General features: G+C 58.7%; 27 protein-coding genes and 1 tRNA gene. 26 read left to right on the top strand and 2 right to left on the bottom strand.

The genetic code is table 11. From position 1 onward, the window contains the following. Positions 1-112: 112 nt before the first annotated feature. A tRNA-Met gene (locus WKI41_RS14115) sits at positions 113-189 on the top strand. 675 nt (positions 190-864) lie between these two features. Further along, the gene (gene fdhA / locus WKI41_RS14110) at positions 865-2,055 is read left to right on the top strand and encodes a formaldehyde dehydrogenase, glutathione-independent (protein ID WP_340194122.1); all 1,191 of its coding nucleotides are present in this window, start codon (positions 865-867) and stop codon (positions 2,053-2,055) included. An 87-nt stretch (positions 2,056-2,142) separates the two neighbouring features. On the opposite strand, the gene WKI41_RS14105 is transcribed toward fdhA, so the two are convergent. After that, complete coding sequence (locus WKI41_RS14105; protein WP_425341036.1) at positions 2,143-3,192, bottom strand: Fe(3+) ABC transporter substrate-binding protein; 1,050 nt, start codon at positions 3,190-3,192, stop codon at positions 2,143-2,145. A 279-nt stretch (positions 3,193-3,471) separates the two neighbouring features. Here WKI41_RS14105 and rirA point away from each other — a divergent pair, with 279 nt between their 5' ends. From rirA to WKI41_RS14040, 13 genes are all read left to right on the top strand, one after another. After that, on the top strand, positions 3,472-3,948 hold the full coding sequence (gene rirA, locus WKI41_RS14100; protein WP_062427286.1) for an iron-responsive transcriptional regulator RirA: 477 nt from the start codon (positions 3,472-3,474) through the stop codon (positions 3,946-3,948). A gap of 134 nt (positions 3,949-4,082) precedes the next feature. Then, positions 4,083-5,117 carry an AbrB family transcriptional regulator gene (locus WKI41_RS14095; protein WP_340194121.1) on the top strand — a complete coding sequence of 345 codons (1,035 nt, stop codon included), beginning with the start codon at positions 4,083-4,085 and terminating at the stop codon, positions 5,115-5,117. 167 nt (positions 5,118-5,284) lie between these two features. Beyond that, the gene (gene osmF, locus WKI41_RS14090; protein WP_340194120.1) at positions 5,285-6,196 is read left to right on the top strand and encodes a glycine betaine ABC transporter substrate-binding protein OsmF; all 912 of its coding nucleotides are present in this window, start codon (positions 5,285-5,287) and stop codon (positions 6,194-6,196) included. Positions 6,197-6,205: 9 nt separating this feature from the next. Next, positions 6,206-7,402, top strand: coding sequence for an ABC transporter permease (locus WKI41_RS14085; RefSeq protein WP_340194119.1), 1,197 nt, complete (start codon positions 6,206-6,208; stop codon positions 7,400-7,402). Continuing rightward, on the top strand, positions 7,399-8,337 hold the full coding sequence (locus WKI41_RS14080; RefSeq protein WP_340194118.1) for an ABC transporter ATP-binding protein: 939 nt from the start codon (positions 7,399-7,401) through the stop codon (positions 8,335-8,337). The genes WKI41_RS14085 and WKI41_RS14080 overlap by 4 nt, the downstream gene beginning before the upstream one ends. Beyond that, positions 8,334-9,089 carry an ABC transporter permease gene (locus WKI41_RS14075; protein WP_340194117.1) on the top strand — a complete coding sequence of 252 codons (756 nt, stop codon included), beginning with the start codon at positions 8,334-8,336 and terminating at the stop codon, positions 9,087-9,089. The genes WKI41_RS14080 and WKI41_RS14075 overlap by 4 nt, the downstream gene beginning before the upstream one ends. A gap of 98 nt (positions 9,090-9,187) precedes the next feature. After that, positions 9,188-10,129 (top strand): ABC transporter substrate-binding protein, encoded by a 942-nt coding sequence (locus tag WKI41_RS14070; RefSeq protein ID WP_340194116.1) that lies wholly within the window; start codon positions 9,188-9,190, stop codon positions 10,127-10,129. A 69-nt stretch (positions 10,130-10,198) separates the two neighbouring features. Continuing rightward, positions 10,199-10,972 carry an ABC transporter permease gene (locus WKI41_RS14065; RefSeq protein WP_340194115.1) on the top strand — a complete coding sequence of 258 codons (774 nt, stop codon included), beginning with the start codon at positions 10,199-10,201 and terminating at the stop codon, positions 10,970-10,972. Further along, a complete protein-coding gene (locus tag WKI41_RS14060; RefSeq protein WP_340194114.1) occupies positions 10,972-11,757 on the top strand; it encodes an ABC transporter ATP-binding protein in 786 nt (261 codons plus the stop codon). Before WKI41_RS14065 ends, WKI41_RS14060 begins: the two co-directional genes overlap by 1 nt. Before the next feature lie 149 nt (positions 11,758-11,906). Further along, positions 11,907-12,641: a histidine utilization repressor gene (gene hutC, locus WKI41_RS14055; protein WP_340194113.1), complete on the top strand. Its 735-nt coding sequence runs from the start codon at positions 11,907-11,909 to the stop codon at positions 12,639-12,641. A 205-nt stretch (positions 12,642-12,846) separates the two neighbouring features. Then, positions 12,847-13,971 carry a tonB-system energizer ExbB gene (exbB, locus tag WKI41_RS14050; RefSeq protein WP_340194112.1) on the top strand — a complete coding sequence of 375 codons (1,125 nt, stop codon included), beginning with the start codon at positions 12,847-12,849 and terminating at the stop codon, positions 13,969-13,971. Positions 13,972-13,975: 4 nt separating this feature from the next. After that, a complete protein-coding gene (gene exbD / locus WKI41_RS14045) occupies positions 13,976-14,485 on the top strand; it encodes a TonB system transport protein ExbD (RefSeq protein ID WP_340194111.1) in 510 nt (169 codons plus the stop codon). Beyond that, positions 14,482-15,417: a TonB family protein gene (locus tag WKI41_RS14040; RefSeq protein WP_340194110.1), complete on the top strand. Its 936-nt coding sequence runs from the start codon at positions 14,482-14,484 to the stop codon at positions 15,415-15,417. The genes exbD and WKI41_RS14040 overlap by 4 nt, the downstream gene beginning before the upstream one ends. A gap of 34 nt (positions 15,418-15,451) precedes the next feature. On the opposite strand, the gene phnF is transcribed toward WKI41_RS14040, so the two are convergent. Beyond that, positions 15,452-16,189, bottom strand: coding sequence for a phosphonate metabolism transcriptional regulator PhnF (phnF, locus tag WKI41_RS14035; RefSeq protein ID WP_340194109.1), 738 nt, complete (start codon positions 16,187-16,189; stop codon positions 15,452-15,454). A gap of 80 nt (positions 16,190-16,269) precedes the next feature. Between phnF and phnG the strand changes: the two genes are divergently transcribed. The 11 genes from phnG to phnE (WKI41_RS13980) all read left to right on the top strand — a co-directional run bounded on the left by phnG (position 16,270) and on the right by phnE (WKI41_RS13980) (position 26,102). Beyond that, a complete protein-coding gene (gene phnG, locus WKI41_RS14030; protein ID WP_111850278.1) occupies positions 16,270-16,728 on the top strand; it encodes a phosphonate C-P lyase system protein PhnG in 459 nt (152 codons plus the stop codon). Beyond that, on the top strand, positions 16,728-17,333 hold the full coding sequence (phnH, locus tag WKI41_RS14025) for a phosphonate C-P lyase system protein PhnH (RefSeq protein WP_340194108.1): 606 nt from the start codon (positions 16,728-16,730) through the stop codon (positions 17,331-17,333). Before phnG ends, phnH begins: the two co-directional genes overlap by 1 nt. Positions 17,334-17,336: 3 nt before the next feature. Then, entirely contained in the window at positions 17,337-18,446 is a 1,110-nt protein-coding gene (locus WKI41_RS14020) for a carbon-phosphorus lyase complex subunit PhnI (protein ID WP_340194107.1), read from the top strand. A 149-nt stretch (positions 18,447-18,595) separates the two neighbouring features. Next, positions 18,596-19,513, top strand: coding sequence for an alpha-D-ribose 1-methylphosphonate 5-phosphate C-P-lyase PhnJ (locus WKI41_RS14015; RefSeq protein WP_340194106.1), 918 nt, complete (start codon positions 18,596-18,598; stop codon positions 19,511-19,513). After that, positions 19,510-20,286, top strand: a complete 777-nt coding sequence (gene phnK, locus WKI41_RS14010) for a phosphonate C-P lyase system protein PhnK (RefSeq protein WP_340194105.1) — start codon at positions 19,510-19,512, stop codon at positions 20,284-20,286. Before WKI41_RS14015 ends, phnK begins: the two co-directional genes overlap by 4 nt. 1 nt (position 20,287) lies before the next feature. Then, positions 20,288-20,995 carry a phosphonate C-P lyase system protein PhnL gene (gene phnL, locus WKI41_RS14005; protein WP_340194104.1) on the top strand — a complete coding sequence of 236 codons (708 nt, stop codon included), beginning with the start codon at positions 20,288-20,290 and terminating at the stop codon, positions 20,993-20,995. Then, positions 20,992-21,609, top strand: a complete 618-nt coding sequence (locus WKI41_RS14000) for a DapH/DapD/GlmU-related protein (protein ID WP_340194103.1) — start codon at positions 20,992-20,994, stop codon at positions 21,607-21,609. Before phnL ends, WKI41_RS14000 begins: the two co-directional genes overlap by 4 nt. 115 nt (positions 21,610-21,724) lie before the next feature. Beyond that, positions 21,725-22,600 carry a phosphonate ABC transporter ATP-binding protein gene (gene phnC / locus WKI41_RS13995; protein WP_340194102.1) on the top strand — a complete coding sequence of 292 codons (876 nt, stop codon included), beginning with the start codon at positions 21,725-21,727 and terminating at the stop codon, positions 22,598-22,600. Positions 22,601-22,697: 97 nt separating this feature from the next. Beyond that, positions 22,698-23,603: a phosphonate ABC transporter substrate-binding protein gene (gene phnD / locus WKI41_RS13990; protein WP_340194101.1), complete on the top strand. Its 906-nt coding sequence runs from the start codon at positions 22,698-22,700 to the stop codon at positions 23,601-23,603. Between the two features lie 175 nt (positions 23,604-23,778). Next, positions 23,779-24,753, top strand: a complete 975-nt coding sequence (gene phnE / locus WKI41_RS13985; protein WP_340194100.1) for a phosphonate ABC transporter, permease protein PhnE — start codon at positions 23,779-23,781, stop codon at positions 24,751-24,753. Beyond that, positions 24,753-26,102: a phosphonate ABC transporter, permease protein PhnE gene (gene phnE, locus WKI41_RS13980; RefSeq protein ID WP_340194099.1), complete on the top strand. Its 1,350-nt coding sequence runs from the start codon at positions 24,753-24,755 to the stop codon at positions 26,100-26,102. Before phnE (WKI41_RS13985) ends, phnE (WKI41_RS13980) begins: the two co-directional genes overlap by 1 nt. The last annotated feature ends 119 nt before the right edge of the window (positions 26,103-26,221 follow it).

Below are 26,221 nucleotides of genomic sequence, written 5' to 3'. Positions count from 1 at the left end.
ACAACACATCTTCTCAATCACAACCGCGGCTAATGCCGATACCAATGGCCGCGCAATACGCGGCCTTTTGCAGTTCTAAGCTTATTCGGCTGTAATAGTCGACAAAAGTCAACGCGGGGTGGAGCAGCCCGGTAGCTCGTCAGGCTCATAACCTGAAGGCCGCAGGTTCAAATCCTGCCCCCGCAACCAAATTCTCGATCTTTATAAAAACCCCGTGGCTCAACCCTGCGGGGTTTTTTGCGTTTGTGGAGCAGGAACGCTTGCACTCCAGGAGTGCGTGGTTTCGGAGCAGCGATCATCCCCTCGAAAATGCGACTCCATTAGGACGGCATGATGATGGTGGCCTCTTGTAGTGGGCTTCAATGACAAACATCATTCACCAAAAGTCCGATGACTTCTCCCTGCAGCTGTAAGTTATTGCGGGCATTGCAAAATCCGTTGCCACCTTTCTGAATTTCGATAGCCTCGCGTCCAGCCACGCACGTAACTGCGGGCATATCCTACAACAAACATCAAATCTTTCACACGCACAGTCCATTGGATATTGGCGTCGGGACAATGCCAAACGCCTTCTAGAAGCGCGGCCTCAGTGTCGTTGAACACACATGGCGTGTCGTAATCCAGAACGTCTAGCCCAGCCTCACGTGGTCTCCTGTCGGCATCGAAACGCCACTTGAGGAGGTGGCGTTATTTGCGCAGATGGCCGGTCTCAACCGGTCAGGAGGAGGATCAGTCTGGAGGATCCGTCGGTGAGGAGGGGTAAGTCCCAGTCTTTACCGGATCGTCTATTGATCGTCCGACAGTGGAGAATGTCGTGGCCCTGACGGCTTCGGCATTGATGTTCAAACCATGGAGGAGATGGATATGAGCAGGAACCGAGGCGTTGTCTATTTACGGCCGGGTCAGGTGGAGGTTCGCGATATTGACGATCCGAAGCTGGAAGCCCCGGACGGACGCAGGATCGAGCATGGCGTGATCCTTAAAGTCATCTCGACCAATATTTGCGGCTCGGACCAGCACATGGTGCGTGGTCGCACGACCGCGATGCCAGGCTTAGTCCTCGGTCACGAGATCACCGGAGAAGTCATCGAAAAGGGCATCGATGTCGAGATGCTGCAGGTTGGTGATATCGTCTCAGTACCCTTCAATGTTGCCTGCGGTCGTTGCCGTTGCTGCAAGTCGCAGGACACCGGCGTCTGCCTCACCGTCAATCCGTCTCGCGCCGGTGGCGCATACGGGTATGTCGATATGGGCGGCTGGATCGGCGGTCAGGCGAAATATGTCACAATCCCCTATGCCGACTTCAACCTTCTGAAATTCCCCGATCGCGACAGAGCGATGTCTAAAATCCGCGACCTGACCATGCTGTCCGATATCCTGCCGACCGGTTTCCACGGTGCGGTCAAAGCTGGCGTCGGCGTCGGCTCGACCGTCTATGTGGCGGGCGCAGGTCCGGTCGGTCTTGCCGCCGCAGCCTCCGCCCGTATTCTCGGCGCAGCCGTGGTGATGATCGGCGACTTCAATAAGGATCGTCTGGCGCATGCTGCCAAGGTTGGTTTCGAGCCTGTCGATCTGTCCAAGGGCGATCGTCTTGGTGACATGATTGCCGAGATCGTCGGCACCAATGAGGTGGACAGCGCAATCGATGCGGTTGGCTTCGAAGCGCGCGGACATGCGGGCGGCGAACAGCCTGCTATCGTTCTCAACCAGATGATGGAAATCACCCGTGCGGCCGGTAACATCGGTATTCCGGGCCTCTATGTCACGGAAGATCCGGGCGCTGTGGACGATGCTGCCAAGCAAGGTAGCCTGTCGCTCCGCTTTGGCCTTGGCTGGGCGAAAGCGCAGTCCTTCCATACGGGGCAGACGCCGGTTCTTAAATATAACCGCCAGCTGATGCAAGCGATCCTGCATGATCGTCTCCCGATCGCCGATATCGTCAACGCCAAGATCATTGCGCTGGATGACGCGGTCCAGGGCTATGAAAGCTTCGATCAGGGTGCCGCGACCAAGTTTGTTCTCGATCCGCATGGCGATCTCATTAAGGCGGCATGATCGCTTTAGGTGAACGACACCACAAAAAACGCCCGCGATGTCGTCGCGGGCGTTTTTTTCGTCATCGGTAGATTTGTAGGCCCGCCCTTATTGCGACGGCCCGTCATTGAAGCCGACTTCGTCGACCAGTTCGGAAGCCTCTTTCCGGTGCGCCGCGATCTCGGTCAGCGACAATGTGTCGGGCTTGATCAGCCCGAAGCCCTTGACCACATCGGAAGGTTGGGCGCTTGGCAGCACCGGATACTCGAAAACCTGCTTGGCGTAGATTTCCTGCGCTTCTCCAGACGCCAGGAATTCCATCAGTTTCATGGCGTTTTCCCTGTTAGGCGCGTATTTGGTCATGGCAACGCCGGAGATGTTGACATGTGTGCCGCGATCTTCGGCATTGGGGAAGATGACCTTGACGGAATTGGCCCAGACCTTTTCTTCCGGTTCCTGGTCATTGGTCAGCATCAAGCCGACGTAATAGGTGTTGCCCAGCGCAATATCGCACTCTCCGGAATAGATGGATTTGGCCTGGCTGCGATCCGTGCCATCTGGCTTGCGCGCTAGATTGTTCTTCAAGCCTGTCAGCCAGGTGCGGGTGTAGTCGAGGCCGTGATGGGCAATCATCGAGGCAAAGAGCGCGATATTGTAGGAATGCTGCCCGTCGCGGATGCAAATCTTGCCCTTCCACTTCGGATCGGCCAGCTCCTCATAGGTGATCGACTGCTGCGGTACGCGCTCCTTGGAGGCATAGACGACACGTCCTCTAGTGGTCAGACCGAACCACTCGCCTTCCGGATCGCGAAGATTGGCCGGAATATCTTTTTCGATGATCGGGTCGTTGAGCACCGGCTGCGTGACGCCGCCTTCCTTAGCCTCGACAAGCCGGGCAATATCGACAGTCAGCAGAACATCGGCAGGAGAATTGACACCTTCGGCTTGAAGGCGTTCGACCAGGCCTTTGTCCAGGAACAGGACGTTTGTCTCGATCCCGGTTTCCTTGGTGAAGGCGTCAAGCAGCGGCTGGATCAGTTCCGGCTGGCGGTAGGAGTAGACATTAACCTCACCACCGGCAAAGGCTGATGACGTGCTGCCACAGGCCAAAGATAACGCCGTACCGAGCGTCAGAAAGCTGGTTTTCAAGCTTACCATGCCACAGGTCTCCATTAGCGCGCCGCGCGTCCATTGTCGAACGCACAAGGAAGGCGCGATCCCGTTGAATCTCCGCACCGAGCATTTCCGAAAATCGGTTCCGATTTTCGGGCCGATGCAGTAGGATTGAATTGTGGAGTTGTTTGTTCATGAATCGGCGGACCGGTCAACGGTCAAGCGCCACAGATCGAACGGGTAAGGAAGATTTTTTCATGTCTGGAATTGTTCTAAACTGAAAAACAAACTATATAACTCCACATTACCGATCAGGAGATCAGCATGCGTTTGACCAAACAGACCAACTATGCAGTCCGCATGTTGATGTATTGCGCCGCCAATGACGGCAATCTGAGCCGCATCCCTGAAATCGCCAAGGCTTACGGCGTGTCGGAGCTCTTCCTTTTCAAAATTCTTCAGCCGCTGACCAAGGCCGGCCTCGTCGAAACCGTGCGAGGCCGCAATGGCGGCGTGAAGCTCGGCAAGCCGGCCGACAAGATCAGCCTGTTCGACGTGGTCAAAGTCACCGAAGACAGCTTTGCCATGGCGGAATGTTTCGAGGATGGCGCTGTCGAGTGTCCGCTTGTAGACAGCTGCGGCCTCAACTCCGCGCTTCGCAAGGCGCTGAACGCGTTTTTCGACGTCCTGACCGAATATTCGATCGACGATCTCGTCAAGGCTCGCCCGCAGATTAACTTCCTGCTTGGTCTCGATCAACTGGCGCCTCGCGTGCATCCGACCCCGGTCGCGGCGGCCTGATTAGCGCTTCGACACTTTGACAAAAGCCCGCCCGCAGATGGCCGGCGGGCTTTTCTTTTGGAAAAGCTTGATTCTAGCGGTGATGACGGCGCAAGTGGACGTCTCCTGTTTGCGTTCTGATTCTCACCGGTGCCATGATTTCAATATCCGAACTTTCTCGCCTTGCCCTGACCGTCTTTATCGGCAGTCTCGGTGCGCTGTTCGGTGTTCTCGTGGGTTTGCCGGCGCCTTTCCTGTGCGGACCGGCACTTGCCGTCACCGGCGCAAGTCTTCTCGGCTTGACGCTCTCTGTGCCAAAAAACCTTCGCAACGCCACCTTCGTCATCGTCGGCGTGTCGATGGGAGCGAACATCACGCCGAACGTCTTCGAAGCTGCCAGAACCTGGCCCCTGAGCTTCATTGCAGTGCTGTTGACGGTGGTGGCGCTTCTTTATACTGCCTACTGGATCCTGCGCGTCATCTTCCGCTACGACCACACGACGGCAATGCTCGGTGCGTCGCCCGGCCATCTCAGTTACATCATCAGCCTGACGGCAGAGACCAAGAGCGATCTGGCAACGGTCAGCGTTATCCAGAGTGTACGCGTTCTGGCGCTCACACTCACCGTGCCGCTGATCGTCAAGTATCTCGATCTCGTCAGCATCGAGCCTTCCATCCTGCCGCCACCCATGCCGGCGCTCGAACTTGGCCTGACCTTGGTGGCGTCTCTAGTCGTCGGTCTTCTCTTCATGCGTTGGCGCTTTCCGGCGGCGTTGCTGCTCGGTGGTGTTGCCGTGTCCATTGGTTCGCATATCACGGGCTTCTCCAGCGGCGGTGTGCCGGACTGGCTCGCCATCCCCACCTACATCGTCCTTGGAAGCCTGATCGGCACGCGCTTCTCGCGCTCCTCGTTGAGGGACATGAGGAAGGCGTTCTTGGCAGGTGCGGTGGTCACAGTCGCGGTCGTTGTCCTTGCCTGCTCGGTTGCCGTTCTGGTCTCGCGCCTGACGGGCGTCCCGCTCAACGCCGTGATGATCGCTTTTGCACCAGGGGGTCTTGAGACCATGGCAGCGATGGCGGTGATGATGCATGCAGATACGGCCTATGTCGGTTCGCATCATGTATTGCGCCTGCTGTTTCTGTCGGTGCTCATGCCGTTCGTCATCGGCAAGCAAGCGCGAGAGCGTTGACTGCCGGACGCAATCCGGCGAATCTCGTTCACCCGCATCTTTCGCTGCAACTTTTTTGTCGCTTACCTCGTTACCTCGTGCTGAACCGGGGACAGTAGCTCATCAGTGATGGTCAGAAAGCCGAGGGATTGTCCTACCCGCGTAACCGTTCCGAGTGGAGATTGCCCATGAACCGTCTGATGAAGCTGGCTGGCGCCGGGTTTGCGCTTGCTCTTTATGCCTCAATTGCCCAGGCCCAGGTCGTCGTCTCATCCAAGATCGACACGGAAGGCAGCGTTCTTGGCAACATTATTCAGTCGGTTCTGAACGTCAACAACATCGCCACCACCGACCGCATCCAGCTGGGCGCCACACCTGTGGTGCGCAAAGCGATTATCGCAGGCGAGATTGATATCTATCCTGAGTATACCGGTAACGCTGCGTTTTTCTTCGAAAAGGCAGACGACCCTGTCTGGAAGGATGCCGCAAAGGCCTATGAAGAAGCCAAGACGCTGGACTACGATGCCAACAAGATCGTCTGGCTGTCGCCTTCTCCTGCCAACAACACTTGGGGTATCGCGGTTCGCAAGGATGTGGCGGAGAAGAACAATCTCAAGACACTGAGCGATTTCGGCAAATATGTTGCCGGCGGCGGCCAGATCGTCCTTGCTGCATCCTCCGAGTTCGTCAACTCGGCGGCAGCTTTACCCGCCTTCCAGAAGACCTACGGCTTCACGCTGAAGCCGGAGCAGTTGATCACACTCTCCGGTGGCGATACGGCAGCCACGATTGCCGCGGCCGCCAACCAGACCAACAATGCCAACGCTGCCATGGTTTACGGCACCGATGGCGGGATTTCGCCGTCCGGCCTCGTCGTTCTCACGGACGACAAGAATGTGCAGCCGGTCTACCAGCCTGCGCCCATCATCCGCGAAGAGGTGCTGAAGAAGCACCCGGATATCGAAAAGGTGCTGAAGCCTGTTTTCGAAAAGCTCGACCTCACGACCCTTCAGGAACTGAATGGCCGTGTGCAGGTGGGTGGGGAACAGGCCAAAGCCGTTGCACTCGATTTTCTCACCAAGAACGGCTTCGTAAAGTAAGGGCTGTCGTTGCAGAGCGAGAACGCCATTCCAAAGCCGCAAAATGTCACACGACATGTCGATAAGGTCGGCGTTCTGATCTGCGGCCTGCTCCTCTATGCTGCACTTGTTCCGCCCTTCGTCAGCTTTCGCGCAAACCGGATAGTTCAGGGGGAGGGACGCTTTCTGCTGGACAGCATGCCGACCTCTGTCGGTTACGGCTTGATCGGCATCATCGTTTTGGCCGCAGGAGTCGCGCTGTTCGTCGCGAATACCAAGATCCGTCTGGCAACCGCCTTTGTGGCTTTGGTGGCGTTGGCGGTCGCAATCGGGCTCTCGGCATCGTCTCTCATCCCGCCCGAAAACACCTACGCCCGCGTGTCAGCCGCCACCGGATTCTGGTTGTTGCTTGCCGGGCTGGTGGTTCTCGCCACGGATGCCATCGCAAGGCTCAATCCAAAGCCTCTGACACGTCTTGTCCTTCTTGTGCTCGCGCTTATGGTTCTCAGCGCCTTCCTGCTCTCTGGCCTCTGGAACGAGGTCTCGATCATGAAGGAGTATCAGAGCCGCTCCGATATCTTCTGGACGGAAGCGCAGCGCCACCTTCAACTGGCCTTGGGCTCCGTGTTCGCAGCCATGCTGGTCGGTATTCCTCTTGGCGTGCTGTGTTTTAGAGTTGAGCGTATTCGAGCCGCCATGCTGAACAGCCTCAACATCATCCAGACAATCCCTTCCATTGCGCTCTTCGGTATTCTGATTGCGCCGCTGGGCTGGATTGGCGCGCATGTCCCGGGCGCCTCGGAAATCGGCATCCGCGGCATCGGTGCTGCCCCAGCCTTCGTCGCGCTGTTTCTCTATTCGCTGCTTCCGATCGTTTCCAATACGGTTGTTGGGCTCGCCGGCGTTTCGCCTGCTGTGCGTGATGCGGCGCGCGGTATCGGCATGACGGGCCGCCAAAGCCTGCTTAAGGTGGAGTTTCCACTGGCGCTTCCCATCATCTTGACCGGCCTGCGCATCGTGCTGGTACAGAACATCGGCCTTGCGACGATTGCGGCGCTCATCGGCGGCGGCGGTTTCGGCGTCTTCGTCTTCCAGGGCATCGGCCAGACGGCGATGGACCTTGTTCTTCTTGGGACAATCCCGACCGTGATCCTGGGATTTGCTGCGGCAATTTTGCTGGATGCACTGATCGACAGCAAGCTCCTGTCACGAGGAAAAGCCACATGATCGAGATTGAAAACCTCTCCAAGCGTTACGGCGACGCCACGGTGGTCGACAATGTGAGCCTTTCTGTTCGTGCAAACAGCGTCACCGTCATCGTCGGCACCTCAGGGTCCGGGAAGACGACGCTTTTGCGCATGATCAATCGTCTCGTTGAACCGACCTTGGGTATCATTCGGATCGATGGGCGCAACGTTCTGGATCTGCCAGGGTTCGAGCTTCGCCGCAGCATCGGTTATGCCATACAAGGACACGGGCTTTTTCCGCATCGTACCGTTGCCCAGAACATCGCAACCGTGCCGGAGCTGCTTGGCTGGGACCGCCAGCGGATATCTGCGAAAGTTCAAGAACTGCTCGCCCTCTTTCAACTCGATCCGAAACTCTACGCCAACCGCTTTCCCAGCGAACTCTCAGGGGGGCAGCAGCAACGCGTCGGCGTCGCGCGCGCTCTGGCAGCCGAGCCGAACATTCTTTTAATGGACGAGCCCTTTGGCGCGCTCGACCCGATCATCCGCGCCAAGGCGCAGGAAGATCTTCTGGCAATCCAGAAGAAACTCGGTGTCACCATCATTCTCGTGACCCATGACATGGATGAGGCCTTCTTCCTGGCGGATCAGATTGCGGTGATGGACAAAGGGAAGATCGTGCAAAACGGGCGACCGGCCGAACTGGTCTTGAGCCCGGCAACGCCATTCGTCCGAACGTTGATCGGCGAGCGCGAGAGACCCCTGAGACTGCTTTCCGTTGCAACCGTGTCCGAACTTGTGGAACCTGGAGAAGCGGAAGGTGAACCACTGTGGGATGGCCTCAATCAACGTGATGCGCTTTCGGCAATGCTCTGGGCAGGACGAGACAGTTTGCCGGTCGTCGGCGGCGATGGGCGAAAGATCGGCCTTATTCGGCGCGAGACACTCCTGCAACAAGCCGCGGGCCGTTCATGAGGGGCGCGGGCGAAGGAGGGCTGCTCGGCCCGGTGCTTGTGGTCGGGTTGGCGATAGTGCTCATCGTCTTCCTGGTAACCCCAAGCACGTTTGCCCCGATCTTCTTACCGCTTGTCCAAGCCAATGCATCGGCTATCTACCAGCAGGCCAATCTTTTGTCCCTGACGCTGTCCCATCTGGCAATCGTGGGGATGGCGACGGCGGCTGCCACGCTAGTGGCCGCGACACTTGCAGTTCTAGTCAGCCGTCCTTTCGGCCGTGAGTTCCTGCCGCTGTCTCGCAGCATCGTCAATATCGGCCAGACATTTCCGCCGGTTGCCGTGCTCGCACTTGCGGTGCCGATCATGGGGTTCGGACAGAAGCCGACGTTGGTGGCGCTGTTTCTTTATGCCTTGCTGCCCGTCTTTGAAAATACCCTGACAGGCCTGACGACGGTTCCGGCTGCGATCACAGAAGCAGCCCGCGGGGCCGGAATGACCGGCTGGCAGCGATTGTGGAAGATCGATATGCCCCTCGCCATGTCCGCAATTCTTGCCGGCATCCGACTGTCGGCCGTCATCAGCCTTTCAACGGCAACCATCGGCTCAACCGTTGCGGCTCGCACGCTTGGCGAAGTCATCATCGCCGGGTTGCAATCCAACAACCTTGCCTTCATCTTGCAAGGCGGCTTGATCGTGGCGGCACTTGCCGTTTTGATCCATAGCGTATTCTCGATGCTTGAGGCCAGGGCCGCACACCGCGCCGGTCAGTAACGTATTTTGTCTAGACAAATTATTCTCCCTGTGAATTAATGCTCTCTAAAGAAGCGGAGAAAGTTGCCGCTCAAAAATAAAGCAACAGGGGATCGATCATGAGAAAGACACTGGGTTTTGCCCTTCTCGCCGCCGCACTGTTTTCCACCGTGGCCCACGCTGAAACATCTGTCACCATCGGCATGTCCGGATGGACAGGCTTTGCGCCGCTGACGCTTGCCAAGGAAGCGGGCATTTTCGAAAAGAACGGCCTGAAGGTCGAGATCAAGAAGATTCCGCAGGCAAGCCGTCACCTGGCGCTCGCCTCCGGCGATATCCAGTGCGCGGCAACCACCGTTGAAACCTGGGTCGCGTGGAACGCCAACGGTGTCAAATCGACGCAGATCTTCCAGATGGACAAATCGCATGGTGCAGATGGCATGGCCGTTCGCAACGACATCGCCAAGATCGCCGATCTGAAGGGCAAGACGATTGCCGCATCGGCGCCTGGCACCTCGCCCTATTTCTTTCTCGCCTGGATTCTCAAGGAAAACGGGCTGACGCTGAAGGACGTGAAGGTCGTGAACCTCGAGCCCGGCCCGGCAGCACAAGCGTTCGTCGCCGGCCAGAACGACGCCGCTATGACTTACGAGCCCTATCTATCCACCGTTCGTGCCGCACCCGACAAGGGCAAGATCATCGCCACAACGCTGGATTACCCGGCCGTGATGGACACGTTCGGCTGCACGCCGGAGTTCCTCAAGGCCCACCCGGACGCCGCCAAGGCGTTGGCAACAAGCTATTTTGAAGCGCTCGACGCCATCAAGGCCGATCCTGAGAAGGCTTACGCGACCATGGGCGCAGACGTGAAGCAGTCGGGAGAGGCTTTCGGCAACTCCGCCAAGTTCCTTGAGTGGCAGGACAAGGCGGCCAACCAGAATTTCTTCGAAGGCGAGTTCAAGACATTTTCGGAAAAGGCCGCTGATCTTCTCCTCGAAATCGGCGTCATCAAGTCGAAGCCCGATCTTTCGACGCTGGCCGACACCTCCTTCATCAAGTAATCGGTCATCACGCAACACCATCGGGCGCGGCTTGATGCTGCGCCCTGCCTCATGACTGTCGGGATCGACATGCAGCCTTTACAGCCTATCAAACACAGCACGCGGATTGCGCTCGGCATCCTATTCTTCGTGCTGTTCTTCCTCGCCTGGGGTATCGCCACACTGGGCGGGTTCGTATCGCCGACCTTTCTCGCTGATCCGATCACCATGATGAAGGATGGGATCTATCTTTTGACCGAGCAGGGCTTTGCCTATGATATCGGCATGACCATCTGGCGCGTGGTGGGCGGCTTCGTTCTGGCGGCACTCGTAGCTGTTCCCCTCGGAATTGCCATGGGCGCTTATAAACCGATCGAGGCGTTGCTCGAACCCTTCGTTTCCTTCGCCCGCTACCTTCCCGCATCCGCTTTTGTGCCGCTGCTGATCCTGTGGGCAGGCATCGGCGAAATGCAGAAGCTCCTGGTCATCTTCATCGGCGCGGTATTCCAGATCATCCTGATGATCGCCGTCGCCGTTGCTGGAACCAGGCGTGATCTGGTCGAGGCGGCATATTCGCTCGGCGCGAAAGATCGTGGCGTCGTGCGCCGCGTGCTGATCCCGGCCAATGCGCCGGATATCGCTGAAATCCTGCGTCTCGTCCTCGGATGGGCGTGGACCTACGTCATCGTGGCGGAACTGATCGGCGCATCCTCGGGCATCGGCTATATGATCATCAACAGCCAGGCGCTGATGGCGACCGGGCAGATCATTTTCGGCATCATCGTTATCGGCGTCATCGGCCTCATCTCGGACTTTGCCTTCAAGTCTCTCAATCGAAAGCTGTTCGCCTGGAGGCTTGCCTGATGAATGAACTCGTGATCCAAGGTGTCAGCCGCACCTATCCGGGCGTGCGTGGCGGGACGCCGACGCTTGCCCTGCAGCCAACAGACCTGGAAATCCCCAAGAACGATTTCGTCACCATTCTCGGGCCGTCGGGCTGCGGGAAGTCCACCCTGCTTCGCATCATTGCCGGTCTCGATCGCCCCACCACCGGCAAGGTTCTGCTGGCTAGTCAGGAAGTGAAGGGGCCGGGTGCCGATCGTGGCATGGTCTTCCAGTCCTATACACTGTTTCCCTGGCTCACCGTGCGCGAGAACGTCGCCTTTGGTCTTCGCGAGCGCGGCGTGGCGGAGAAGGAAAAATGGGATATCGTCGATAGCTATATCGATAAGGTGGGCTTGAGAGGCTTCGAAAATCATTGGCCGAAGCAACTGTCCGGCGGCATGCAGCAGAGAACGGCAATTGCCAGAGCGCTGGCCAACGGTCCACGCATTCTTTTGCTCGATGAACCATTCGGTGCGCTGGACAACCAGACACGCGGGCTGATGCAGGAATTGCTGCTCGGTATATGGGAGCGCGAGCAGAAGACGGTGATTTTCGTCACGCATGATATTGAAGAGGCTGTCTTCATGGCCAACCGTGTGGTGACGATGTCGGCGCGTCCGGGTCGCATCAAGTCGATCACCCCGGTCGATCTTCCGCATCCGCGTCATTATACTGTCAAGGCCAGCCCGGAATTCTCAGAACTGCGTGCGCGACTGACCGAAGAAATCCGCGGTGAGGCGATTGCGGCGGCTACCCATGGATAACGGCTGAGCGTGATGGTATCAGGCGAGCCATTCAAGCGCCGTACGTCCAATCGGACGCACCAAGACGCTTTACCTCTTGAACGAAGCATCGTGCGTTTCCGAAGATCGAGTCCGATTTTTGTGCCGATGCTGTGAACGGAACGAAGACCATGGCTGATGCGGCCGCACCACAGGAAAAGTCCTTGCACGAACGCATCATGAGCGACGTGGAGGGACGGATTCTGTCAGGCGAGTGGCCGCCCGGCCATCGTATTCCCTTCGAACATGAATTAACGAAGGAATATGACTGCTCACGCATGACGGTAAACAAGGCTCTGACAGAGCTGGTCAAGAAGGGCCTCATCGAACGCCGCCGTCGTTCCGGCAGCTTTGTCACCCGCCCACATGCGCAATCCGCCGTTCTGGAAATTCACGATATCCAGCGCGAAGTCCAGCAGATGGGCCTGACCTACGGCTACAGGCTGGATCATCGCGTGCTCCGTAAAGCAACAGCACCGGATCGCGCCGCGCTGGAGGTGAAGGCGGGCGTCAACATTCTTTCGCTGACCTGCCGGCATTTCACCGGCGACATTCCCTTCTGTCTTGAAGATCGCATCGTCAACGTCTCCGCCGTGCCGGAGGCGAAAGACGCGGATTTTTCCTCTGTCGGCCCAGGCACCTGGCTTTTGCAGATGGTGCCATGGAGCGCCGCCGAGCATCGCATCCGGGCCATCCCGGCGGATCGCCGCATCGCCGATGCTTTGGCCATCCCGGTCGGCACGGCCTGTCTCGTCGTCGAGCGCCGCACGTGGCACGGCCAGACCTACGTTACTCATGTTACCGTGACCTATCCCGGCGAGCGCCATGAGCTTGTGGCGCAATTTCTGCCCATGCAGCAACAGTGATGCCCAACTTCGCAAGTGCAAAAACATGGTTCGATCACGCATGTTTTTCCAAAAGATGAGTTTACAGGTCCGGTTTCTGCAATGTATTAGTTGCTAATCTTACTCCACTTATAGCGGAGCGACTTGCGTGTTGCTGCCTCGGTGCGGGTAGGGCTCATGCCGATGCGTCTGGTCGTCGTGCAGTACAGAAACCCGGGACCATCTGATGACCTCCATTCTCTCGATTTCTTCGTCCAATCCTGTCGTGGCACCATGGACGCGGGGCCGGCGCGTAGCGCTGGCGATGACCGTCATACTCGGCACTTGCGCCGCCCAGGCCGTCGCGCAGACGGCAGCGCCGTCGCAAAGCGCGCCTGCCACGACGCAGACACAGAACGAAGTTCCTTCGCCGGCTACGAATTCCACTCCGTCTGTTCCCGTTCAGCCGTCGCAGGCTCCGCAATCTCCGCCGCAGGATCAGCAAGCGCCTGCAGCGACGGCGCCAGCGCCCGTGACAAGCGAGGCTCCGTCGCAACCGTCCAATGAACCGGCATCAGCGCAGGCACAGCCAGGCCCATCCGGTGAAGCTCTTTCTCCCTTGGAGGTAAGCGCCGATGAACGGTCCGACATTCCGCACAACCTGTCCCCCTGGGGCATGTTCATGGCGGCGGATTGGGTCGTCAAAAGCGTCATGATCGGGCTTGCGCTGGCGTCGCTCATTACATGGACGGTCTGGCTGGCGAAATCGATTGAACTCGCAGCCGCACGGGTGCGGGCTGGCTTAACGTTGAAGGTCGTTCACAAGGCGAGAACGCTCGCCGAAGCCACAGAGGCGGTCGAGAAGAAGGGCGGTCCTGCCGCCTTGATGTTGCGCATGGCCTCCTACGAGATGCAGCTTTCTGATGCAGTCGTGGCCCACACCGATGGCGGCGGCATCAAAGAACGCGTCTCCTCCATCCTGTCCCGCATCGAAACCCATGCGGGTCGTCGCATGTCGCGCGGCACGGGCGTGCTGGCCTCCATCGGCTCGGTATCACCCTTCGTCGGCCTCTTCGGTACGGTCTGGGGCATCATGAACGCCTTCATCGGCATTTCTGAATCGCAGACGACAAACCTTGCGATCGTGGCACCCGGCATCGCCGAAGCCCTGCTGGCAACCGCAATCGGTCTTGTAGCAGCCATTCCGGCCGTGGTGATCTACAACGTCTTTGCCCGTTCGATCACCGGCTATCGCCATCTTCTGGCCGATGTTGCCGCAGGCGTTGAGCGTCTGGTCAGTCGCGATCTCGATTTTCGCCGCATCCCGCCGGGCAATGCCAGCAAGCCTCCGGTCTCCCTGGTAGGGCGATAAGATCATGGCTGGCGGTATTCGAGAAAGCCACGGGGAAGAACTTCCCGAAAACCACGAGATCAACGTCACGCCTTTCATCGACGTGATGCTGGTGCTGCTGATCATCTTCATGGTGGCGGCACCGCTTGCCACCGTGGATGTCAATGTCGATCTCCCGGCCTCGACGGCAAAGGCCGCCGAGCGACCGGATCAGCCGCTCTATCTCACGGTAAAGGACGACCTTTCGCTCAATATCGGCAATGATGCCGTGGCACGCGAGGCGCTGGCGTCGAGCCTCGACGCCAAGACCGGCGGCAAGAAGGACACGCGCATTTTCCTGCGCGCCGACAAGGCTGTCGATTACGGTCACTTCATGGAGATCATGAATCTGCTGCGTGATAGCGGTTATCTGAAGATTGCGCTCGTCGGACTGGAGGGTACTGCGGGCGCCTCTCCAGCAGGGGCGCCGGTTCCTGACATCGGCCAGTCGCAAACCGGTCAGCCTGGATCTGGCGCAAATGGAGGGGCGCAGTGACGGACCCCGTCCACTCTCGTTCCAGACAATCCCGCTTTGGAGAGATCGCACTCTGGTCCGCGGCGGCACTGGTGATGGTCTCGGTGCATGCCGCAGGCGCCTATTATCTCATGCAGGAAAAGCCCGAAGAACTGGGCGATAACGCCCCTCAGGCGGCGATCATGATTGAGCTTGCGGCCCTGCCGGAAGCGGTCAATACCGAAGAAACGGTTGAAGCCAATGACGAGATCGAGACCGAAGAGGTCAAGAGCAATGTCACCCAGCCTGTCGAAGAACTACCGCCCGTAGAACCACCGCCGGAACCCGTTCCGGAGCCTGTCGTCGAGCAACCGCCGCCAGAGCCAGAGCCTGCACCTGAGGTGCCGCCAGAGGTCGTACAGCCTGTAGAGGAGCCTGCGCCGCCGGAACCGGTGCAGGAGGTTGATCCGATCGAGCAACAGCAGGTGGCGGAACTCGAAAATGTCGAGGTTCCGCTTCCCGTCCTTCGCCCGCCGCCTCCGCCACCAGTCCAGAAAAAGGTTGAGAAGGAAAAGGAGCCGGAGAAGAAGCGGGTACAGAAGCCGACGCAGGCGCCACAACAATCTCAGCGCCGCGATATCGCCAAGGCTGAGGCAACACAGTCGGACAGAACGGCGGCGTCTCGCAACAGCGCGGGCTCTGCATCGTCTTCCGTCTCTCCGGCAGACTGGGCATCGAAAGTTCAAAGCGCTGTTGCCCGACGTATCGTTCGCGGTGCAGGACGTTCAGGAATGACGGTGACAGTGTCCTTCGTCGTGCAAAACGACGGGTCGATTGGCAGGCTCAGCGTGGTAAAATCCACAGGCGATGAAGCCGTCGATGCCAAGATCAAGTCGTCGATCGGTAGGGCCTCGGTCTCGACGCCACCACCAGGAGCGCAGACATCCTTCGTCGTTCCCGTCCAGATCAGATAGCGGCCGCCCGATAGACGGCCGTGTCGATCTAGCGTCAATTCTCCACAGTGAACTGTACCACATCAGCGGGAAAACGGCTCGTGCCGAACTGGATGGGCTGGCCGTCCATATCGACATTCAGTGAGTCGGAGACGAGAAGAATAGCGCCCGGCGACAGCTCGAGGTCGGCCAGATCGTCCGCCTCCGCATGGCGCGCGGACACTGTGGTTGAGGCGCGGACGTAGTCGGCCAAGCCTGATCGTTTCAGCGCCTCGGTAATCGAGCCCGTGTCTTCGTAGTCAGTGGCAATGCCGCTGAAGCGCTCAGCCGGAAACCAGGATGTCGAGCGCGACACTGGCTTCTGATCGACCTTGCGCAAAAGCTCCAACCGAATAAGTGGCGCCCCCGGCGCGACGTTCAGCTTCTGCGCAAGCGCCGTGGGCGCGGCTTCCAGTGAGTGCGCCAAAAGCAGGCCCTCCATTTCCCGTGCCTGATCACCAAGACCAGCAGTAAAACGTGTTCGCTTCGAGATCGGGAAATTCAGGCGATCTTTTCGGGTGATGAGTGTACCGCGACCTTGCAACGCCTGAACGATGCCCTCATCCGCAAGTGCTGCGATGGCGCCTCTGACGGTATGACGATTGACGCCAAAGCGTTCGGCCAGCACCATTTCTGACGGCAACATGCCGGTGCTGTCATAGTCCCCCGCAGCAATGGCAGTCCTGATCCGGTCTGCAATCTGGCGCCACAGAGCTACGCCGTTCTTCTTTCGCATATTGTTCGTCAGGGTCATGTCACACGCTTGTCATCCTCAGGGCTTACATCTAAGCTATCTTGTATAGTTGTCTATATCAATAGACGTTCGAGGATAAAATGAACGAACCGACCGAAATTCAAGAGGCGAGAAAGCGGGCCGCAGGGCTGCTGGCCCGTGCGACGGTTGAAGAGCTTCTCAATTGCTGGAGCGCTCTGGACACCAAGCCGCAAGTAGAAAAGGTGCGTGGACCGGAAACCGGGCTCGTCATGGTGCGCGGAAAGATCGGCGGCGGCGGTTCGCCCTTCAATCTCGGAGAAGCGACCGTGACGCGCGCCACTGTCAAGCTTGCCTCCGGTACGATCGGCCATGCCCATGCGCTCGGCACCAGCCGCAAGCAGGCGTGGTATGCAGCAATCGCCGATGCGCTTTGGCAGGAAGAGACGACCCGTCCTCTCGTTGAGCGCGAGGTCCTCTCGGTGGTCGCGTCTCGTCTTGAAAAACGCAAGACCAGCGCCATTCAGCAAACCGCCGCAACCCGCGTCGATTTCTTCACCATGGTACGGGGAGACGACTAATGTCCGCCAAAGCAAACATCGTAACTGGCGGCTTTTCCGATCCGGTCTTCGATTCCCAGCACATCTTCAAGGCGGCCATGGACGGCATGGCACGGCCGGGAAGGCTGCAGTCGTTCGATCTGCCGATCCAGCCGCCAAGCCCTCTCGGCAAGGCCGCTGGCGGCATTCTTCTTACCCTTTGCGATTACGAGACGCCTGTTTGGATGAACGGTGCCTTTTCGAAATCCGTCGTTCCAAGCTGGCTGAGCTTCCATACCGGAGCGCAGATGGCGCCCACCAAGGCTGACGCCCGTTTCGCGGTTCTGGATGCCGGAAGCACGCTGTCCTCCTTCGATCTCTTCGCTCAGGGTAGCCAGGAATATCCCGACCGCTCCGCAACCGTGATCATCGAAGTACCGGATCTGACAAGCGGCCCAGCCTTGCGCCTTTCCGGACCCGGTATCCGCGAGAGCGAGATCATCCGCCCTTCGGGCCTGCCCGGCATCTTCGTGCGGCTTTGGAGCGAGAACCGCGCGGTCTTCCCCCGCGGCGTCGATGTCATCCTCACCTGCGGCAGCCACTTCATCTGCCTGCCGCGCTCCACCCGTATAAAGACGGAGGCCTGAGCTATGTATGTTGCCGTAAAGGGCGGAGAAACCGCCATTGCCAATGCACACCGCCTGCTTGCCGATCGTCGTCGTGGAGACCGCAACCTGCCGGCCATGACGATCGGCCAGATCGTCGAGCAACTCGGCCTTGCCGTCGACCGGGTAATGGCGGAAGCCTCGCTGTACGATCGGGCGCTCGCGGCGCTCGCTGTCAAGCAGTCGCGCGGCGACATGATCGAAGCGATCTTCCTGCTGCGCGCCTATCGCACCACGCTGCCGCGTTTCGGCTATTCCAACCCGGTGGAAACGGGCGAGATGCTGGTCGAGCGTCGCGTGTCGGCCACCTACAAGGATCTGCCCGGCGGCCAGTTGCTCGGCCCGACTTTCGATTACACCCACCGCCTGCTTGATCCGTCGCTGCTTGAGGATGGAGAGGTTGAGGAGCCTGTTCTGCGCGATTCAGAACCTGAGCACGTCATGCGCGTGTCCGAAATTCTGGCGGAAGAAGGCCTGATCGAAAGCGACGGTGAAATGCCTGAGGAGCATATTCCAGGCGACCTCACCCGCGAGCCCATGGAGTTTCCCATGGCGCGAGACCTGCGTCTGCAATCGCTTGCACGTGGCGATGAAGGCTTTCTTTTAGCGTTGGCCTATTCGACACAGCGTGGCTATGGCCGCAACCACCCCTTTGTCGGCGAGGTACGGATTGGCGAGGTCGAGGTGGAGCTGGATATTCCCGAACTCGGCTTTGCCGTTTCCATCGGCGATATTCAGGTCACCGAATGCCAGATGGTCAACCAGTTCAAGGGATCAGCCAAGGCACCACCGCAATTCACACGCGGCTACGGCCTCGTTTTCGGTCAAAGCGAGCGCAAGGCCATGGCGATGTCGCTGGTGGACCGCGCTCTGCGAGCGGATGAATTTGGAGAAGACAGGACCGCGCCGGCGCAGGACGAAGAATTTGTGATTTCACATGCGGACAATGTTCAGGCGACGGGCTTTGTGGAGCATTTGAAACTCCCGCACTACGTCGATTTCCAGGCTGAACTTGGTCTCGTCAGGAAGATGCGCGCCGACTTTGAAGCTGCGCAAAGATCAGATGAAAGTTGGTTGAATGATGCTGCCGAATAAAGGCTTGGTCTTAGCGCTGCTCGTTGAACCAGTAAGCGCAAAACACGCTGGACGCTGCAAATACAGTGAAGAACAGCGCGATGAGAATTCCGATCTCCATGATCATTTACTCCTGACATCCGTTGTGACTTACGGAAGGACAACGCACGATGCTTGAAGAAGTTTCATTTGAAGAGAACTTCACCGATGAAGGTCTCGCAACGTACAATTTTGCCTATCTGGACGAACAGACCAAGCGGATGATCCGCCGCGCTATTCTGAAGGCGATTGCGATCCCAGGCTATCAGGTGCCCTTCGCTTCGCGCGAAATGCCCATGCCCTATGGCTGGGGCACGGGCGGCGTGCAGGTGACCGCCGCAATCCTCGGACCGAAGGATGTGTTGAAGGTCATCGACCAAGGCGCGGATGATACGACCAATGCCGTCTCCATCCGTGCCTTCTTTCAGAAGGTCGCCAATGTCGCGGTCACGACGCACACGAAGGATGCCACCGTCATCCAGACGCGTCACCGCGTTCCCGAAGAAACGCTGACGGAAGGTCAGGTGCTGGTCTATCAGGTGCCGATCCCTGAGCCTTTGCGCTTCCTCGAGCCGCGCGAGACCGAGACCCGCGTCATGCACGCGCTGGAAGAATATGGCCTCATGCATGTGCGCCTGTATGAAGACATCGCCCATAATGGCCGGATTTCGCGCACCTATGCCTATCCGGTGAAGGTCGCAGGGCGTTACGTGATGGACCCGTCGCCGACGCCGAAATTCGACAATCCGAAAATGCACATGTCGGAAGCCTTGCAGCTCTTCGGTGCTGGGCGTGAAAAGCGCATTTATGCAGTGCCGCCTTTTACCGAAGTCGTCAGTCTCGATTTCGACGATCATACCTTCGAAATTCAAACCTTCGACAAGCCATGCGCGCTCTGCGGCGCGGACAATGTCTATCTCGATGAGGTCATCCTCGATGATCGGGGCGGGCGCATGTTCGTCTGCTCCGATACCGACCATTGCGAAGATCGGCGCGAACATGGCCATCGCGGCCATTTGCTGGCCGATGTAAAGGAGGCCGCAGAATGAGCGACCAGCCGCTGTTGAAAGTTCGCGACGTTTCCAAATATTACGGCGACCGCGCCGGGTGCCGCAACGTCTCATTCGATCTTTGGCCGGGAGAAGTCCTGGCGATCGTAGGCGAATCCGGTTCCGGCAAGACGACGCTGCTGAACTGCATCTCGACCCGGCTGATGCCGACGACCGGCAGCGTCGAATATCGCATGCGCGACGGGTCTCTGCGCGATCTTTACCACATGGGCGAGGCGGAGCGCCGTTTCCTCATGCGTACCGATTGGGGCTTCGTTCACCAGAATCCGGCAGACGGTCTGCGCATGACGGTATCGGCCGGCGCCAATGTCGGCGAACGGCTGATGGCGGTCGGTAACCGCCATTATGGCAATATCCGCAACACCGCCAGCGAATGGCTTGAGCGGGTCGAGATCAGCACCGACCGCATCGACGACCAGCCCCGCGCCTTTTCCGGCGGCATGCGCCAGCGCCTGCAAATCGCGCGCAACCTCGTGACCTCGCCACGCCTGGTCTTCATGGACGAGCCGACCGGCGGTCTGGATGTCTCGGTGCAGGCACGGCTTCTCGATCTCGTTCGCGGTCTGGTCACCGATCTCGGCCTGTCCGTCATCGTCGTCACCCATGACCTTGCGGTCGCGCGTCTCTTGTCGCATCGTATGATGGTGATGAAGGACGGCAACGTCATCGAGCAGGGCTTGACTGACCGGGTACTGGACGACCCGCGCGAGCCTTATACCCAGCTCCTCGTTTCCTCGATCCTGCAGGTGTGACATGCCGACCCCTCTCATTGTTTCAGAAGTCTTCAAAAGCTTCACCATGCATCTGCGCGACGGTATCGAGCTGCCGGTGGTGCGCAATGTAAACTTCTCCGTCCAGGCTGGCGAATGCGTCGTGCTTGGCGGCCCGTCGGGGATCGGCAAAAGCTCCGTCCTCAAGATGCTCTATGGCAATTACGCCATCGATAGCGGCCAGATCCTCATCAAGCATGAGGGCCAGATGGTCGATATCGGCAGTGCCGCACCGCGCACCGTGCTCGAGGTTCGTCACCGCAGCCTTGGCTATGTCAGCCAGTTCCTGCGCACCGTCCCGCGTGTCGCCGCCGTCGATGTGGTGGCGGAGCCGCTGCTTGCCCGAAAAGTTCCGGTTGAAGAGGCACGCGAGCGGGCAGGGGAGTTGCTGTCCAAACTCAATCTGCCACGGGAACTGTGGTCCCTGCCGCCTGCCACCTTCTCCGGTGGCGAACAGCAGCGCGTCAACATCGCTCGCGGCTTCATCACCGACCACGCTATTCTGCTGCTGGACGAACCGACGGCCTCGCTCGATGCCGCGAACCGCAAGGTGGTGGTGGAGATGATCCGGCAAAAGAAGTCCGAGGGGACAGCGCTGCTTGGCATCTTCCATGATGAGGAAGTGCGTGAAGCCGTCGCCGACCGCATTCTCGATGTCTCGCAGTTCTCACCCAGAAAGATTGCAGCATGAGCGTCAAAGTTGGCCTGGAGCCCGCTATACACGAAACCGCCCGTGTCACGAACTCGAAGATCGGCCGCTACACCGAAGTGTCGGAGCGCTGCCGCATCGAAGAAGTGGAGATGGACGATTACTCCTACATCATGCAGGACGGCGCCGTCTGGTGCGCCACCATCGGCAAGTTCGTCAACATTGCCGCCTCGGTGCGCATCAACGCCACCAACCATCCCATGTCGCGCGCGACGCTGCATCACTTCACCTACCGCGCCCATAACTACTGGGACGATGCGGAGGACGAGACGGAGTTCTTTGCTGCAAGACGTGCAAGACGCGTGATCATCGGCCACGATGTCTGGATCGGCCATGGCGCGACCATTCTGCCTGGTGTCACCATCGGCAATGGTGCGGTTGTCGGTGCCGGTGCCGTGGTCTCCAAAGACGTTGCGCCCTACACCATCGTCGGCGGTGTCCCGGCAAAGCTGATCCGACGCCGCTTTCCCGAAGAGATCGGCGAGCGTATGGACAGGCTCGCCTGGTGGGATTGGGATCATGCGAGACTTCGCGCCGCTCTTGAAGACTTCCGGTCGCTCGAAGCGGATGCATTTCTGGCCAAATATGACGGGTAAGCCAAACCCGTCTGCCGCAACGTTAGCCCTGTAATAATTTCTTCATCAAACTGACATTGGCGCTTCATGCACCCCTGATAGGCCGAATCCGAAATAACGAGACTGGATTTGGCCTATGACTTTTCACCTCAAGCAGGTAACGCGCCGTTTCGGCAAATCGACTGCGGTCGACAGCGTGACGCTCGATATTCCCCAAGGCCAGATGGTCGGCGTCATCGGGCGTTCGGGTGCGGGCAAATCCACCCTCCTTCGCATGATCAACCGGCTGGTCGATCCGTCATCCGGCTCCATCCATTTCGGCGATCTCGAGGTCTCGTCGCTGCGTGGCGCGGAGCTGCGCCACTGGCAGCGCGATTGCGCCATGATCTTCCAGCAGTTCAATCTCGTTCCGCGTCTGGACGTTCTGACCAACGTCATGCTCGGCCGTCTCAATCACCGTTCAACGGTCCTGAGCCTGCTCAGCATCTTCACCACCGAAGAACGTTTGATGGCGATTTCAGCGCTTGAGCGCCTCGGCATCGAACATGTTGCGATGCAGCCAGCGGGCACACTATCGGGCGGCCAGCAGCAGCGTGTGGCGATCGCACGTGCGCTGATGCAGTCGCCGCGCATGCTGCTTGCCGACGAGCCGATTGCGTCGCTCGATCCTTTGAACGCCAAGATCGTCATGGATGCGCTACGCGATATCAATGAGCGCGAAGGCATCACCGTCATCACCAACCTTCATACGCTCGACACGGCCCGCAATTATTGTGAGCGCATCATCGGCATGACGGCCGGTCGCGTTGTCTTCGACGGCACGCCTGCCGAGCTTGATGCCCGTGCGGTGAAGGAAATCTACGGCACGGACTCGCAAGGGGCAGGCGTCGACGAAACCATGACGTCAACCAGCATCACCATCGAAGGCGCACAGCTTGGCGCGCGCGCCCCACACCCATCTGCCGGTCCTGAAGCTTCCGCCCCCAAGCCGCTTTCCATGGCTGGACTGTAAGGACTGCACAGCATCGATCGCCCGCGTCAGGGGCGCCCAATATCCACATTCCATATCGTGTCAAACTCCGGCTCGCCGGAACAACGGAGATAAATCCATGTTGAAGAAAGCTCTTCTTTCTGCGGTCGCGCTTGGCCTTTTGGCTGGTTCGGCTCTTGCTCAAGACGTCAAGGTTCTGCGCATCGGTCTCGATGGCGGCGAAAACTCCAACGACCAGCTGCGCAACGCGCAGTGCATCGCCGATGGCCTGAAGGCTGCGACCGGTGTTGAGCAGGTTCAGCTCTTCCCGTCGCCGGATTACAACGGCGTCATTCAGGGTCTGCTCGGCGGCACCATCGATATCGCCTCCATGGGTGCATCTTCATACGCGAAGATTGCCATTCAGGACCCGAAGGCTGTGGATCCGATCCTGACCTACACCGGCGCTGATGGCTCCAGCGGTTATTACACCATCATGGTGGCCCGCAAGGATTCTGGCATCAAGTCTCTGGCAGACGCCAAGGGCAAGAAGCTCGGTTTCGCCGATCCTGACTCCACCTCCGGCTACCTGATCCCGAACGTTGCGCTGCCGAAGGAAACCGGCAAGCCGGTCAAGGAATACTTCTCCGAAACCGGCTTCGGTGGCGGTCATGAGAACCTCGTTCTCGCCGTTCTCGACAAGAAGTTCGATGTCGGCACCACCTTTGGCTCTGGCGTTGGCAAGTGGGAAGAAGGCTACAGCTCCGGCAACCTTCACCAGATGGTCGCCAAGGGCAATCTCGACATGGACGATCTGGTCGAAGTCTGGAAGTCACCACTGATCCCGAACGGCCCGCTGATGGTTGCCAACAAGGTTGGCGAGCCGATGAAGCAGAAGATCGAGAACTTCTTCCTTGAACTGCCGAAGAAGGATCTGGCCTGCTTCCAGGGCTTCACCCAAGGCAAGAACAAGGAATACATCAAGGTAGACGCGTCCTTCTACCAGACCATCATCGATGCCCGTAAGGCCGTTATCGGCGGCTGATTGCCGACACGTGCATGAGACGGCGGCGGCGTCGAGAAGACGCCGCCGTTTTTTTAAAAGGGCATCTCCGGCGAGCTTGTCTTTGGCCTGCACCCGGACATGTCGGAAAACCGTAAGTTGGAGCAGTGGCGGTAAGACCTCGTCACCCAGACGCTCGCGCAAGGGACGCCAGGATATGGCCAGCACGCCAATCACGCATGATAGACTGAACGAGACCTCGAAAAAGGTCATGCGTCATTACCAGCAACAGCTGATGACGCGGCGTATCTACACCGGCATCGCCATTGTCGTCTTTCTGGCGCTTCTCTTCGCATCGCTGGATTTCGCCAACAGCGCCAATTCCGGCAAGTTCTTCGAGCGGCTGCCCTATTTCTTCGACTTCATGAAGACCTTCCTGCCGAACAGCCCGATGGAAGTCGTGCGCGCCATGTTCGACCTGCCATCGCCCTATGCCGATGGATCCCTGAAATATGACTATGTGTCTGAGCGGGTCTATATCGGCGACGGCTTCTACATTCCGCATTTCTTCTACCAGCTTGTCATCACGCTGAACATCGCGCTGGTCTCGACGCTGATCGGCACGGCCTTCGCTTTCGCGCTGTGCTTCTTTGCCTCCACCAATCTGGTCGGCGCAGGTGCCGTGCGTTTTGCCGTTAGACGTATGCTGGAAGTGATGCGCGCCTTCCCGGAAATCGTCATCGCCGGATTGTTGACTGCCATTCTTTCGCTCGGGCCTATTGCCGCAATCGTCGCCATCACCATTCATACCGTCGGTGCGCTCGGAAAGCTCTTTTTCGAAGTCGTCGAAAATGCCGATATGAAGCCGGATGAAGGTTTGCGAGCCTCGGGTGCCAATTGGCTGGAGCGTGTACGCTTTGCCATCGTGCCGCAGGTCCTGCCCAATTTCGTCTCCTATGCGCTGCTGCGCGCCGAAATCAATGTGCGCGCCTCCACCATCATCGGGGCCGTCGGCGGCGGCGGCATCGGTGAGGTCTTCCGCCTGGCGATCGGCAACGATCACGCGGCCAAAACCTATGCCATCATCATCATGCTGCTGGTCACCATCATCGCTGTCGATCAGTTTTCCGGCTGGCTGCGCCGCAGGCTGATCGGCCATCAATCCTTTGAATTCGGACGGGGAGCAGCTTGATGTCCACCAGCATTGTCATCAATGGTGCCGATCGCGAACGTCTTCTTTCGCAATATCCGCAGGTCTTCCAGCAGAGCTTTTTGCGCCGCTACGGACTGCTTCTAGGCCTTGTCGCAGCCGTCGCCTATCTCATCATCTGCTTCTTCGCCTTCAACGTAGGTCCGGCCTTGATGAATGGCCGATGGGACCGCGCTTCCAGCTACATTCAGGACTGGTATTCCTGGCGCGCCCAGCCGCGCCTTCGTTTCGCAGATGGCAAGGTCGTGCCGCAATGGACGAGCCGCGGACAGTATCCCGCTAACGCCAGCATCAGCTGGTTGCAGCCGCTGCCGGATGGTGGATATAGCGTGATCTTTGGCGGCCAGCAGAACCGAATCGATATCACGCCGACACAGGCCGATGTTTATATCGACGGCAAGCTCTATCCGGTGACAATCGGCGCAGACCGCGTCACAGCCCCCGCGGGATCGCCCGCGCAGATCCGTCAGGACGAAAACAAGGTTGTGGTCGAATATGGGTTTGCCGGTCAGGCGGAAATCCGCACCTCGCAACTTTACGTCCAGCGCCGCTTCCTCGGTTGGGCCAATTTCTTCTTCGACACACGCTCGCAGTTCTGGGGTAAGAGTTGGGGTGAACTCGCCTCGCTTGCGCTGTGGCAACCCCGCATCGATCCAGCGCAGTCCAACATCTCCAAGATGGCCGATGACTTCCTGGGCAACGATGCCTGGCAGCATGAGGATATCCTCTTCAAGCTGTTGCAGACCCTGGTTATGGCCTTCCTCGGCACACTTCTGGGAACGCTCTTCGCCTTCCCTCTGGCATTTATCGCCGCTCGTAACATCACTGCCAATAAGGCGGCGAATTGGGGCATGAAGCGGCTCTTCGATTTCCTGCGCTCCATCGACATGCTGATCTGGGCGCTGTTCTTTACCCGGAGCTTTGGTCCCGGACCGATCCCCGGCATCGCGGCGATCTTCTTCACCGATACCGGCGCGCTAGGAAAGGTTTATGCCGAGGCGCTGGAGAATGTCGATGACAAGCAGCGCGAGGGCGTGAAGTCGGTCGGCGCCTCGCCGGTCATCGTCAATCGCTACGGCGTCATTCCGCAGGTGCTGCCGGTATTCATCTCGCAGTCTCTCTATTTCTGGGAAAGCAACACGCGCTCGGCCACCGTTATCGGCGCGGTCGGTGCAGGCGGTATCGGTCTCAAATTGCTGGAGGCCATGCGCACCAATCAGGACTGGGACAAGGTCGCCTATATGGTGCTGCTGATCCTCATCGTCGTCTTCCTGTTCGACAATATGTCGAATGCGATCCGCTCTCGCCTCATCGGTAAAACGCACCATTAAATATGAGACTGATATCCGGCGAATTTCTCTGCCGATATCATCATTCTGTCATGGAAAAGGTCTACCCCGCACATCTGACCTTGCGGGGCCGAGACGAGTCGTCTCAAATGGCGCTTCCG

It is taken from the genome of Agrobacterium larrymoorei (assembly GCF_037722385.1).
In the GTDB taxonomy this organism is placed as follows: Bacteria; Pseudomonadota; Alphaproteobacteria; order Rhizobiales; family Rhizobiaceae; genus Agrobacterium; species Agrobacterium larrymoorei_C.
The sequence above is the reverse complement of the archived record's forward strand: the minus strand, read 5'-3'. Positions and strand labels throughout refer to the sequence as shown.

What these genes read in the sequence shown, in the direction of transcription:
- fdhA (WP_340194122.1), top strand. Translation starts at nt 865, where the DNA reads ATGAGCAGGAACCGAGGCGTTGTCTATTTACGGCCGGGTCAGGTGGAG.
- WKI41_RS14105 (WP_425341036.1), bottom strand. Translation starts at nt 3,192, where the DNA reads ATGGTAAGCTTGAAAACCAGCTTTCTGACGCTCGGTACGGCGTTATCT.
- rirA (WP_062427286.1), top strand. Translation starts at nt 3,472, where the DNA reads ATGCGTTTGACCAAACAGACCAACTATGCAGTCCGCATGTTGATGTAT.
- WKI41_RS14095 (WP_340194121.1), top strand. Translation starts at nt 4,083, where the DNA reads ATGATTTCAATATCCGAACTTTCTCGCCTTGCCCTGACCGTCTTTATC.
- osmF (WP_340194120.1), top strand. Translation starts at nt 5,285, where the DNA reads ATGAACCGTCTGATGAAGCTGGCTGGCGCCGGGTTTGCGCTTGCTCTT.
- WKI41_RS14080 (WP_340194118.1), top strand. Translation starts at nt 7,399, where the DNA reads ATGATCGAGATTGAAAACCTCTCCAAGCGTTACGGCGACGCCACGGTG.
- WKI41_RS14075 (WP_340194117.1), top strand. Translation starts at nt 8,334, where the DNA reads ATGAGGGGCGCGGGCGAAGGAGGGCTGCTCGGCCCGGTGCTTGTGGTC.
- WKI41_RS14070 (WP_340194116.1), top strand. Translation starts at nt 9,188, where the DNA reads ATGAGAAAGACACTGGGTTTTGCCCTTCTCGCCGCCGCACTGTTTTCC.
- WKI41_RS14065 (WP_340194115.1), top strand. Translation starts at nt 10,199, where the DNA reads ATGCAGCCTTTACAGCCTATCAAACACAGCACGCGGATTGCGCTCGGC.
- WKI41_RS14060 (WP_340194114.1), top strand. Translation starts at nt 10,972, where the DNA reads ATGAATGAACTCGTGATCCAAGGTGTCAGCCGCACCTATCCGGGCGTG.
- hutC (WP_340194113.1), top strand. Translation starts at nt 11,907, where the DNA reads ATGGCTGATGCGGCCGCACCACAGGAAAAGTCCTTGCACGAACGCATC.
- exbB (WP_340194112.1), top strand. Translation starts at nt 12,847, where the DNA reads ATGACCTCCATTCTCTCGATTTCTTCGTCCAATCCTGTCGTGGCACCA.
- exbD (WP_340194111.1), top strand. Translation starts at nt 13,976, where the DNA reads ATGGCTGGCGGTATTCGAGAAAGCCACGGGGAAGAACTTCCCGAAAAC.
- phnF (WP_340194109.1), bottom strand. Translation starts at nt 16,189, where the DNA reads ATGACCCTGACGAACAATATGCGAAAGAAGAACGGCGTAGCTCTGTGG.
- phnG (WP_111850278.1), top strand. Translation starts at nt 16,270, where the DNA reads ATGAACGAACCGACCGAAATTCAAGAGGCGAGAAAGCGGGCCGCAGGG.
- phnH (WP_340194108.1), top strand. Translation starts at nt 16,728, where the DNA reads ATGTCCGCCAAAGCAAACATCGTAACTGGCGGCTTTTCCGATCCGGTC.
- WKI41_RS14020 (WP_340194107.1), top strand. Translation starts at nt 17,337, where the DNA reads ATGTATGTTGCCGTAAAGGGCGGAGAAACCGCCATTGCCAATGCACAC.
- WKI41_RS14015 (WP_340194106.1), top strand. Translation starts at nt 18,596, where the DNA reads ATGCTTGAAGAAGTTTCATTTGAAGAGAACTTCACCGATGAAGGTCTC.
- phnK (WP_340194105.1), top strand. Translation starts at nt 19,510, where the DNA reads ATGAGCGACCAGCCGCTGTTGAAAGTTCGCGACGTTTCCAAATATTAC.
- phnL (WP_340194104.1), top strand. Translation starts at nt 20,288, where the DNA reads ATGCCGACCCCTCTCATTGTTTCAGAAGTCTTCAAAAGCTTCACCATG.
- WKI41_RS14000 (WP_340194103.1), top strand. Translation starts at nt 20,992, where the DNA reads ATGAGCGTCAAAGTTGGCCTGGAGCCCGCTATACACGAAACCGCCCGT.
- phnC (WP_340194102.1), top strand. Translation starts at nt 21,725, where the DNA reads ATGACTTTTCACCTCAAGCAGGTAACGCGCCGTTTCGGCAAATCGACT.
- phnD (WP_340194101.1), top strand. Translation starts at nt 22,698, where the DNA reads ATGTTGAAGAAAGCTCTTCTTTCTGCGGTCGCGCTTGGCCTTTTGGCT.
- phnE (WP_340194100.1), top strand. Translation starts at nt 23,779, where the DNA reads ATGGCCAGCACGCCAATCACGCATGATAGACTGAACGAGACCTCGAAA.
- phnE (WP_340194099.1), top strand. Translation starts at nt 24,753, where the DNA reads ATGTCCACCAGCATTGTCATCAATGGTGCCGATCGCGAACGTCTTCTT.